We start from the raw sequence: 12,708 nt of genomic DNA, 5'->3' as shown, positions 1-12,708 counted from the left end.
TGCTGACAAAAAACATCAAAAATTTAAAATTCATCTATGCAATAAAAAGATTTTATGAATTTTTGCCTTTAAGGCTTTATATACTCAGAAATATTACTTAGAATTGTATTGAATTCAATTTATCCTAGATTTCAATGGTTCAAAATACAACTTCGGCATAAAGTAATACAATTTAAACACAAATATGCAATCATCTACACTAAGAAATAAAGCGATAAAATATACCGTAGCCGATGCGAATATTACCAGTTTATTATCCAAACCTGACACCCATCCATCAGCGGTAAATAGTATAAAAAGATTAATTGATATACTCGGTGCAATCGTTGGTTTAATGATCACATCCTTGGTATTAATCCCCATTGCCATCGCCACTCTAATTATTGATCCAGGCCCCATATTTTATTCTCAAATTCGTTGCGGTCTTAATGGACATACCTTCAGGATTTGGAAATTCCGCTCTATGGTAGTTAACGCAGATAAACTTAAACATCTAGTTAAAAACCAAGCCCAAGGTAATATTTTTAAATCTACAAATGATCATCGTATTACTCCTTTAGGGAAATTTTTAAGACGTACCAGTTTAGACGAACTTCCCCAATTTTGGAATGTTTTAAAAGGAGAGATGAGTTTAGTTGGAACTCGTCCCCCCACCCCAGATGAAGTTATTAATTATGAGTCTCATCACTGGGAAAGATTAAGAGTTAAACCGGGTATAACTGGAGAATGGCAAACTCATGGACGTTCTACCATCACAGAATTTGAGAAAATTGTCAGTATGGATTTGGACTATCAACGCAAATGGTCTATCACCTATGATTTGCAGTTGATTATTAAAACTATTGGAGTAGTTTTAAATAGAAAAGGTGCTTATTAATAATTTGTTAGTAAATAATAAATTTTATAGGGGTTTAGCAGTGCTAAACCCTTACAAATATAGGAAGTAACATAACTTTATTCATAAGAAATTATTAGACATTATCCAACGCACCTAAATCTTGAAGACTATTTTTTTGAGCTTCAGTTATACCTGTAACTCCGGTAATATTCATTCCTTCGTATGGCCTTTTAGGTCTTAAAATATTCACACATTCACCCGTCCTTATATCCCACAGTCTCACTGTTTGGTCAGTGCTACCACTAGCTAATAATTCATGTTCAGAACTAAAATTAACTGACATAACTGCATCTGTATGACCAGATAAAGTTTTCATACATTCTCCATCTGTGATATTCCATAGTTTAATAGTGCGATCATGACTACTACTAGCAATTATTTCACCATCAAAACTAAATGCAACTGAATAAACATAACTTTTATGTCCTTCCAGGGTTTTAAAACACTTGCCAGTTTTCACATCCCATAGTTTTACAGTACAGTCTTCACTGCCACTAACAATAATTTGATTGTCAGGACTAAAAGCAATTGATTTCACTTTATTGCTATGACCTTTTAAAGTTTTGATCAATTTTCGCGTCTTTACATCCCATAAATTTATAGTGTGATCATCACTAGCACTTGCTAATATTTTTCCATCATGATTAAATTTAACATCCCAAATCCAATGGTGATGTGCTTTTAAATTTTCCAAATTTCCACTATGAATATCCCACAATTTTACTATTGTATCTTGGCTTCCAGTAGCTAAAAATTTTCCATCCGGACTAAAAGCCACTGTCCAAATTCCTCCTTGTTCGTCTTTCTTATGATCTTCAAAAGTTTTTAAACATTCACCTGTATTCACATCCCACAGCTTAACACTTGGGTCATCACTAGCACTAGCTAACAAATTTCCATCGGGACTAAATACTACTGACCAAACCCATTTTTTATGCCCCTTTAAAGTTTTCAGCAATTTTCCAGTTTTGACATCCCAAAGCCTGACTGTATGGTCTAAATTTGCACTAGCTAAAAACTGTCCATTAGGACTAAATACTACTGAATAAACCCAATTATTATACCCATGCCAAGTGTGAATACAATTCCCAGTCTTAATATCCCATAATTTTAGAATTTGATTATTATCTCCACTAATAAGAGTCTGAGAATCAGGACTGAAAGCTATTGACCAAATCCAAGTTTTGTGATCATGTAAACTTTTAACACATCGCCAATTATCTGTGTTCCAAAGCTTGATGCTACTATCCAAACTACCAGTTGCTACAAATTGATTATCATCCGTCCAATCAACTGTTTTTACTCCTAAATTATGACCTTGTAAAGTGGCTATAGACTGCCAATTTATGGTATCCCAAACATTGACGGTTCTATCTAAATTTCCACTCACCATTTTTGTCCCATCAGAATTAAAAGCCAAGGAAAAAATACTTGGGCAATGAGCGTCAATTTCTTTAACACATTGTCCAGTTTTTATGTTCCATACTTTTATGGTTTTATCTGCACTACCACTAACCAAAATTTTACCATCCGGACTAAATTTAACTGAGGGAATTGCATTTTTATGTCCTCTCAAAGTTTGTAAACATTTTCCTGTATTCACATCCCAAATTTTAATAGTTTTATCATCACATCCACTAGCTAAAATCTCTCCATTCGGGTGAAAATCAACTGACCAAATCCACTCTGTATGTTCTTCTAAAGAATGAAGACATTGAGTAGTATTTATATCCCAAATTTTAATACTTTTATCTAAACTACTACTCACTAATTTTTGTCCATCAGGACTAAATTGTAGAGACACTACCCACCAATTATGTCTTTTAAAAACTTTATATTTTTGTCTATCATTAACTTTAAATAGATAAATATAACCTTGAGATTCTCCTATAGCAAAATATTTTCCATCGGGACTATATGCTACTGCATGAACACTACCAAATGATTCCATAAACACTGATGTTGATAAATCAGAATAGGAAAAGTCAACACCATGTAAATTAATACATTGAAAATAACCTTGCCATATTTTCAGATGCGAAAAATCATAACTACTCAAATCTGTATTTAGCTGACAAGCTAAATTAATAATATTACCTCCTAAATATCCACTTCTTCCTGTGACTTTATATTTATCTTTTTCTGTTTTCAATATATTTTTTAGTTCTACTTCTAAATTAGATTGACATCCAAAAATATCTAGAATCAGTCTGTCTATAATTGGAGTCAGAATAACTCTTCTTTGACTTTCTCTGACATAATCTTTAGTATGAGCTTGTAACAAGGTGTGACTTTGCAAATGATTAATATTACCTGATTGAATTTCCTGGCAAACTACATCAATCAATTTATCTGTCATATATTCAATCAGCATAGGTTGAAGACTATAATATTCATTTTCTTCTAGGTCTTTATTCTCAATCTTTTGAATGGTTATCTTTTCTTGTAGTGATTGCAATGTTTCTAGTAATAATTTTTTTGAACTTGGAGAAATTAAATAATTTTTGATTTGAGATATGGACATAGGTTCACGATTAATTGCTAACCAGTACATAACCTCTTGTTCTTGTTTATTCAGTCGCTCGAAATGCCAATCTATTAAATCATAAAGTTTTGTAAATGTAGGTTTGTTTTCTGTATATTCTAAAAAGTTAGCAATTTTACCAGAACAAGTATTTTTAATCAGTTGAGACGCTAATTTTAAAGCTAAAGGATTACCATCATAAAAATCTATTAGTTGTTGCCATTCTTGCTCTGAATTTGAAGTTGTAAAATTATTAATAATTCCCTCAAATATATGCTTACCATCTGAAGGTAATAATCCTTGTAATTGTAGAGATTTAATGGATGACTGATTTTTTTCCTCTAAGTTAGTTAAATTTTGCGGTTTTTCTCTACTTGTTAGTAACAAACAGCTTTGATGTTCTTTGGTGGCAATTCTCTCAAATAATTTACCGTAATCCTGATGTTGTTTTTTGTAATCTACCGTGTTTTGATGATTTTTCAAAATAGGTTCTATATTGTCTAAAATGATTAAACATCTACTTTGGCTTAAATATTTTAATAATAAAGTTATTTTTTCATCTATAGTTTCAGGTAAATTAATTTCTTCATAATTAGATAAAAATTGAATCCAATCTGTTAAAATATCTTCAATTAATGGTTCATTTATTAATGATCTCCAAATGATATACTCAAAATTATCTTGTATCTCTTGAGCTAACTTTAAAGATAAATCAGTTTTACCAATACCACCTTTACATAATTTGAGCGACAATCCTGTTTTTCCAATACCTGCAAAACCAAAAATTCCCACTAATTTACATTTATCTGTCAAAATCCATTTTTCTAAGGTTTGTAATTCTGTTGAACGTCCAAAAAAGATATCAACATGAGGTGCATCACCCCAATCTTGATTGATATTGTTCTTGGAATTGGCTATTTCTTGCCAATCTAATTCTAATATTTGGCACAATTGTTGAAAATATTTTTTAGATAATCCTTGTTGTTTTTTTTCTTTATCGGTTTTTATTCCCAAAAATCTTTTAATCGTATCTGTAGATATCTCTGTTTTTTGTTGACATCTAGTAATAGTTGTTCTTTTTTTTAGATACTCAATTACATCATGATCTGTTTTTAGATTATGATTGTTTTTTAATGTTTCAACAGCCTGTTGAATTTGTTTCTTACCTTTTTCAGAAGGTCGGATAGATGATCTAGGCATGATATCCTCTTTAAATGCTACAATTCCCCACATATCCCTTTAGGATAAGCTTTATACGCTTTCTCCTGTATGGTAGCGTGGTTTATTCGGTGGTTATTAGTTTTATAGGATACCTTTCAAATAACGCTTAAGAGTAATTTTTATTTTTTATTTATTTTTTGATGTCAATTTATTAAGTATTTTTTTACACATATATTTTCAACTTTACGTAACTTGCGTATATCATATACCGCAATATCAAGGCAAATAAAGGCAAATAAAATTTTTTTGACTTGCCTAATCAAGTTTTATACACTGACAGAGATTAATAATCTATACACAATGAATCAGATAGTAGATCATCAGCCAGTTTAAATCACAGTTTAACAATCACTGATGGTTGTGTTGGCTTTTGAACTATGCAGTTGAGTTGATCTTGTCTATTTTTTGAGTAAATCAGGGGTATTATCATGTCATTAAATTTACATCAAACCCATAAATTGTTTACGCAAGTTACCGAATCAGTGGTGACTGAATCTCAAACTATTTTAACTGAATTAGCTAATCAGACAGACACAGAATTTTTCAGTATTCTTGAACCTGCTTTTAGAGATAGTTTTAAAACTCTCGATGTATTCGATCTTCTCTTTATTGATTCAACAATAGAAAACTATGCAACTTTGTTAGAAGGAGTATTACCAAACATCAAAGTTTTTATTCTCGATTCTCATCAAGATGGAATTACTCAAATATCCTCTAAATTATCAGAATATAGCCAAATAAATACTATTCATATTGTTTCACATGGTTCACCTGGATGTTTATATTTAGGAAATAGGCAATTAAATTTAGAAAATTTAAGTCAATATCAGGAATTTTTAAAAGATTGGAAGGTTGATCAAATTCTGCTCTATGGTTGTAATGTTGCTGCGGGTGATGCAGGGGAAAAATTTATTAGTAATTTACATAAAATTACAGGAGCAAATATTTCAGCAACAACAAAACCTATAGGAAATAAAAACTTAGGAGGACATTGGAACTTAGAGATAAGTTTTCCAGAAACAACAACAATTAATGTTCCTTTTAAAGAAAAAACTCTAGCTACATATCCAGGAATATTAATATCTACTAACGATGCTTTTAAACTCCATAGTAAACCTGATGCACAACATACTATTTACTTAGATTTTGATGGTCATACTACTTCAGGTACTTATTGGAATACTAGCTATGCAAGTGGGAATAATATTACAACTCCTGCTTATGATAGTGATGGTAATCCTAATAGTTTTTCCAACATCGAATTACAAAATATCATTGATATCTGGAAACGAGTAGCTGAAGCTTTTAGCCCTTTTAATATTAATGTCACCACAGAATTATCTTCTGTTTCTGATTTAATTAAAACCAATAGTAGTGATACTCGATGGGGTATTCGTGCTGCTATAGGAGGTAATGACAGTGATTGGTATGGTGGAAGTGCTGCTGGTGTAGCCTATATTAATTCATTTAACTATAATACAGATACTCCAGCTTTTGTCTTTCAAAACTCTATAACTAGAAGTGCATTTAGTTTTGCTGAGACAATAATTCACGAAGTTGGTCATTCTTTAGGTCTTTACCATGATGGTAATTCCACTAATCAATATTATCCCGGTCATGGTTCAGGATCAATGGCTTGGACTTCTATTATGGGGGGTGGTAGTCAGCAATTTACTCAATGGAGTAAAGGTGAATATTACGATGCTAAACAATGGATTTCAAATCAACCCTCTAATAGTCTTCAAGATGACTTACAAATTATTACCACTAACAATGGTTTTGGTTATCGAATAGATGATCATGGTGATACTAATGCTACAGCTACAGCATTAACTGGCACTAATTTTAGTGATTTTGGCATCATTGAAAAAAATACAGATGTAGATGTTTTTTCTTTCCTGACAGGTACAGGAAATGTTAGTTTTAACATAACTCCAGCTTCTCAAGTTTTTATTTCTAATAGTGGTGGTTATTCTTATGAAGAATTAACTTCTTTAGGTGCTAAATTAGATATTTGGGCTGGAATTTACAATGCACAAGGAAATTTGCTTTATGAATCTAATCCTACAAATAGTTTAAGTGCTAGTTTCAACAACGTATTTTTAAATGCAGGACAATACTATCTATATATAGATGGAATTGGTTTGGGTGATCCCTTGAGTTCAACACCTACAGGTTACACTGATTATGGTAGTTTAGGGCAATATTCTCTGACTGGAACAACAGCAACTTTACCAACAAATCAAGCTCCCACAAATATTACTTTAAGTAATAATAACATTGGAGAAAATAAACCTTTAAATACAATAATTGGTACATTCAATACTACTGATCCTGATACTGGAGATACTTTTACTTATAGCCTAGTTTTAGGAACAGGAGATACAGATAATAGCTTATTTGCTATAGTAGGAAATCAACTACAAACTAACACCAATTTTGATTATGAAACTCAAAATAGTTACAGTATTCAAGTTCGTACAACAGATCAAAATGGTTTAAGCTTTGAAAAAGAATTAACGATTAACATTAGTGATATTGATGAAAATACCAATTTGTTATCTCAATATGCAAGCCGTGTAATTGATTTTAGCTCTCAATATACCAGTACCAGTTGGTCAGCAAATCAAGCATTAGGTGAACCTAATACATTAAGCTATGGAGATAGAAGCACTGCTTGGGCGCCTCTATCATCCAATGGAACAATAGAATATTTAACTGTTGGTTTTGATACTGCTGTTTATGCGACAGGTGTAACTATTCGAGAAACCTATGGTAATGGTTTTGTTACCAAAGTTGAGGTATTAGATTTAAACAATAATTATACTGAAGTATGGGCAGGAGTAGATGATAGTGTACAAGGAACTCCTGTTAATTTTACGGTTAATGTTGCTCAAACAGATTCCTTAGTTTATGGAGTTCGTATTACAGTAGATACAAATCATTCTAGTAGTTGGGAAGAAATTGATGCAGTCCAATTACATGGAACAACTGCACCGTTACCAACAAATCAACCTCCTACAGATATTACTTTAAGTAACAATATTATCGGAGAAAATGCAACTGTAGGTACAATAATCGGCACATTAACATCAACAGATCCTGATGGAGATACGAACTTTACCTATACGTTAATTAATAATACAAATGGTGTCTTTAGTATCAATGGAAATGAATTAATAGTTAATGCAGCTTTAGACTACGAAACCCAAAGCAGTTACACCATTACTATTCAGACAGATGATAACAATGGAGGAGTTTATCAAGAAGATTTTAGCATTAATATTCAGAATCAAATTAATCAAAGTGATTTTGAAGCATTAGTAGCACTATATAACAACACAGGTGGAGAAAACTGGACAAACAACACCGGATGGAATACTTTAACTAACAATAATGTCGGTAATTGGTATGGGGTGACAGTACAAAATGATAGAGTTATTGGGATTAATTTAAGGAATAATAATCTGATTGGGACAATTCCTACAGAAATAGGTAATCTTTCTAATTTACAAACTCTCACATTTGACTTAAACCAGCTAAGTGGAACTATACCTATAGAAATCAGCAATCTTTCTAATTTGCGATATCTCCAGTTGAGCAGAAATCAGCTAAGTGGAACTATACCTATACAAATAAGTAATCTTTCTAATTTACGACATCTCTATTTGTCCTCAAACCAGCTAAGTGGAACTATACCTATAGAAATCAGCAATCTTTCCAATTTACAATCTCTCTCTTTGGGTTTTAATCAGCTAAGTGGAAGTATCCCTACACAAATAAGCAATTTTTCTAATTTACAAACTCTCGATTTGTTGTCAAATCAGCTAAGTGGAAGTATCCCTACACAAATAAGCAATCTTTCTAATTTACGACATCTCTATTTGTCCTCCAATCAGTTAAGTGGAAGTATCCCTACAGAAATAGGTAATCTCTCTAATTTACAAACTCTCTGGTTGCACAATAATCAGCTAAGTGGAGAGATACCTACAGAAATAGGCAATCTCTCTAATTTACAAAGACTATATTTGAACAATAACCAGCTAACAGGAAACATCCCAACCCAACTGGGAGACATCCAATCCTTACAATATTTACTACTACAAAATAATCGCCTCACAGGAACAATACCCGACTCCATAAATAACCGTACTTGGACTTCATTAAACCTAGAAAACCAACCCTATGTATCTCAACCTATAGCAAGCCAAGAAATAGCAGAAAACACAGTAATAAATCTAAATTTAAGTAACAACTTTGCAGACCTAAACAACGATATAATCACATATTCTGCAACAGGATTACCAACAGGATTAACAATAAATTCTAACACCGGAATTATCAGCGGACAAACCACAGCAGGTAGTTATGAAATCACAGTCACCGGAACAGATAACGATGGTTCAATAGATACCAGTTTTACCCTTAATGTAGTTGGTAATACTAACCCCATCAATCAAAGTGACTTTGAAGCATTAGTAGCACTATATAACAGCACAGGTGGAGAAAACTGGAGAAATAAAACCGGATGGAACACTTTAACTAATAATAATGTTGGTGATTGGTATGGGGTGACAGTAGAAAATGGTAGAGTTGTTGGGATTGATTTACGTTTTAATAATCTAATTGGTACAATTCCTTCAGAACTAGGAAATCTTGATGCTTTAGAAACTTTCAATTTGGGTAACAATGAACTAAATATAAGACCCCTTTTATTGAGGTTTAGTAATCAGCTAAGTGGAAATATCCCCACAGAAATCAGAAATCTCTATAATTTACAATATTTAGATTTGAGTAATACTAATGTAGGTGGAGATATAGAAGAAGTAATACAAACTTCTGATGGTTTACAATATTTAGACTTGAGTAATACCAATGTGGGTGGATATGTTCCCAGAGAAATAAGTAATCTTAGAGCTTTACAATATCTTGATTTGAGTAGCACCAATGTAGATGTAGATATGTCTAGTCTCAGAGGAATAGGTAATATTGATTTTTTACAACATCTTAACTTGAGCAGCACCAATATATATGGATATATTCCATCAGACATAGGCAATCTTAGGGCTTTACAATATCTTGATTTGAGTAATACAAACATAAAGGGACCTATTCGTACAAGATATCTTACTGCTTTACAATATCTTGATTTGAGTAATACCAATTTAGGTGGGAATATTGAGGGTAATCTTACATTTTTAAAATATCTTGATTTGAGCAATACCAATACACGTATATATCGGGGTTTTTCCAGAGAAATAGGCAATTTTACAGCTTTACAATATTTAGACTTAAACAATACTAGGATAGGTCAATATATTCCACCAGAAATAGGCAATCTTAGGGATTTACGATATCTTGATTTGGGTAATAATCGGCTAAGTGGAAACATACCTACAGAAATAGGCAATCTTTCCAACTTACAAAGACTATATTTACATAACAACCAACTAACAGGAAATATTCCCACCCAATTAGGAGACATCCAAACTTTAGAATATCTGCTACTACAAAATAACCGCCTCACAGGAACAATACCCGATTCTATAAATAATCGCATTTGGTCAGAATTAAACCTAGAAAACCCACCTTATGTATCCCAAACTATAGCAACTCAAGAAATAAAAGCAAACACAGTCACAAATCTAGATTTAAGCAACAACTTTGCAGACCTAAACAACGATACAATCACATATTCTGCAACAGGATTACCAACAGGATTAACCATAAATTCTAACACTGGAATTATCAGCGGACAAACAACAATAGAAGGTAATTACAACATCAGAGTTACCGGAACAGATAACGATGGTGTAGTAAATACTAACTTTACCCTCAACGTCATACCTGGAAATATCACATATTTTGGTACTGACGGAAATGATATATTTACCTCTGGAAATGGAAATGATTACCTCAATGGAGGGTTAGGTGCAGATACCATTAGTGGTGGTGGTGGTGACGATACCTACATAGTAGATAACAAGAACGATGTTACTATTGAAGAGATAAATCAAGGTAATGACACAGTAGAATCTTCAATTACTTGGACATTAGCAAACAACGTAGAAAACCTGACTTTAACAGGAACATCTAACATTCAAGGAACAGGAAACAATCTTGATAATATCATTATCGGTAACCGTGGCAGTAATAGCCTCAATGGAAAAGCAGGTGCAGATACCATGATTGGTGGTTTGGGTAATGATAAATTCTATGTGGATAATATCGGAGATATCATTATTGAAAACCTGAATGAAGGAACAGATAGCGTATTTACCACTGAAAGTTACACGTTAGCAGATAACCTAGAAAACCTAACTTTACAAGGAACATCTGCAATTGATGGTACTGGTAATAATCTCAATAATCGCATCACCGGAAACAATGCAGCTAATGTAATTAGTGGTGGTGTTGGTAATGATAACCTGAATGGAAAAGCAGGTGCAGACACCATGATTGGTGGTTTAGGTAATGATAAATTCTATCTGGATAATTCTGGAGATATCATTATTGAAAATCTCAACGAAGGAACTGATAGTGTTTTAAGTACCGCTACCCACACATTAGCAGATAACCTAGAAAACCTAACTTTACAAGGAACATCTGCAATTGATGGTACTGGTAATAATCTCAATAACCGCATCACCGGAAACAATGCAGCTAATGTAATTAGTGGTGGTGTTGGTAATGATAACCTGAATGGAAAAGCAGGTGCAGATACCATGATTGGTGGTTTGGGTAATGATAAAATTTATCTAGGTGCTAATGATGGTGCTGTAGATATTGTTTACTATACCTTTGGTGATGGTACTGATACCATTTATCAATTTACCCGTGGTGTTGGTGGTGATAGAATCCAATTTACAGGTATTGATAATATTGATGTTGTCACATCTGGTTCTAGTACACAACTCAGAGTAGGTGATGGTATTGCTAATAATGATGGTTTTGCTTCTGGTAATTTATTAATTACTTTATCTGGTATTTCTGGTTTCACTACTGCGAATGTTAGTGATAATTTGTTGGGTGCTGATTTCTTCTTGAGTTAGTAAAAAAATCGTCTTAAATATTTAGGGTGTATGAGGATATTTTATATCTCATCTGCACCCTAAACTTTCACAAAAATATAATTTTCACCCCTTAACACCACTCCCCGTATCTGTAGGAACAATAAACCTCTGCACAAATAGAAATAATATCAAAACTGGAGCAATTGAAATCACCGAACCAGCAGCTACTAATCGCCAATCTAAGGAAAAAGTACCCGCTAACTTAGCAACTCCTAAAGGTAAAGTATATAAACTTTCATCTTGGATGACAATTAACGGCCATAAAAAATCACTCCAAGCACCAATAAACACAAAAATTGCTAAAGTTATCAACGCTGGTTTAATCGCTGGTAACATGATAAACCACCATAATCCTAACTCAGAACTGCCATCCATCCGCGCAGCTTCTTCTATTTCTTTGGGAACTCCCATAAAGGCTTGTCTTAATAAGAAAATCCCAAAAGCAGAAGCTATACTAGGAAAGATCATTCCTAAATAACTGTTTGTTAACCCTAAATTAACCGTGAGAATATATAAAGGAATCATCACAATTTGAAAGGGAATCATAATGGTGGAAACAATAGCTATAAATATTACATTTTTACCGACAAATGATAATCTGGCTAAGGGATAAGCTGCTAAGGAACAAAAGAACAAATTCAATCCTACAGTTAATACAGAAACAATAATACTGTTATATAAATATTTGCCAAAGGGTAAAGATTCCCACACACGGGAGAAGTTATTTAAAGTTGGTTGAGTTGGTAGTAATTGGGGTGGTGTTTGTAAAAGATTCTCGGTTGGAGATTTTAAGGATGTACTAATTAACCAGAGTAAAGGAAAAAGGGTAAGGATTGCAATTAATGTTAAAACAAGGTAAATGATTAATGTTTGTGTTTTGGATTTTTGGATGTTCATAATTTTTTAGTTTTTTTATTTCTCACGCAGAGACGCTCCAGACGCAGAGAGTAATTGAAATACATGAAGACTAATTTAATCTTTGTATTTTTTTT

4 protein-coding genes are annotated in these 12,708 nt (G+C 32.7%); 2 read left to right on the top strand and 2 right to left on the bottom strand.

What is annotated here, in order from left to right:
- The first annotated feature begins 184 nt into the window (after positions 1–184).
- Entirely contained in the window at positions 185–877 is a 693-nt protein-coding gene (locus WJM97_RS01205) for a sugar transferase (protein WP_353931257.1), read from the top strand.
- Positions 878–971: 94 nt separating this feature from the next.
- Here the strand turns inward: WJM97_RS01205 and WJM97_RS01200 are convergent, their stop codons facing one another.
- A complete protein-coding gene (locus tag WJM97_RS01200) occupies positions 972–4,622 on the bottom strand; it encodes a WD40 repeat domain-containing protein (RefSeq protein ID WP_353931256.1) in 3,651 nt (1,216 codons plus the stop codon).
- Between the two features lie 449 nt (positions 4,623–5,071).
- On the opposite strand from WJM97_RS01200, the gene WJM97_RS01195 reads away from it, so the two are divergent.
- The gene (locus WJM97_RS01195) at positions 5,072–11,695 is read left to right on the top strand and encodes a DUF4347 domain-containing protein (RefSeq protein ID WP_353931255.1); all 6,624 of its coding nucleotides are present in this window, start codon (positions 5,072–5,074) and stop codon (positions 11,693–11,695) included.
- 84 nt (positions 11,696–11,779) lie between these two features.
- Here the strand turns inward: WJM97_RS01195 and WJM97_RS01190 are convergent, their stop codons facing one another.
- Positions 11,780–12,613 carry a carbohydrate ABC transporter permease gene (locus WJM97_RS01190; RefSeq protein ID WP_353931254.1) on the bottom strand — a complete coding sequence of 278 codons (834 nt, stop codon included), beginning with the start codon at positions 12,611–12,613 and terminating at the stop codon, positions 11,780–11,782.
- Between the last annotated feature and the right edge of the window lie 95 nt (positions 12,614–12,708).

The sequence above is a fragment of the Okeanomitos corallinicola TIOX110 genome, from assembly GCF_038050375.1.
GTDB classification, from domain to species: domain Bacteria; phylum Cyanobacteriota; class Cyanobacteriia; order Cyanobacteriales; family Nostocaceae; genus Okeanomitos; species Okeanomitos corallinicola.
This window is presented reverse-complemented; position numbering and strand designations above follow the sequence as displayed.

What these genes read in the sequence shown, in the direction of transcription:
- WJM97_RS01205 (WP_353931257.1), top strand. Translation starts at nt 185, where the DNA reads ATGCAATCATCTACACTAAGAAATAAAGCGATAAAATATACCGTAGCC.
- WJM97_RS01200 (WP_353931256.1), bottom strand. Translation starts at nt 4,622, where the DNA reads ATGCCTAGATCATCTATCCGACCTTCTGAAAAAGGTAAGAAACAAATT.
- WJM97_RS01195 (WP_353931255.1), top strand. Translation starts at nt 5,072, where the DNA reads ATGTCATTAAATTTACATCAAACCCATAAATTGTTTACGCAAGTTACC.
- WJM97_RS01190 (WP_353931254.1), bottom strand. Translation starts at nt 12,613, where the DNA reads ATGAACATCCAAAAATCCAAAACACAAACATTAATCATTTACCTTGTT.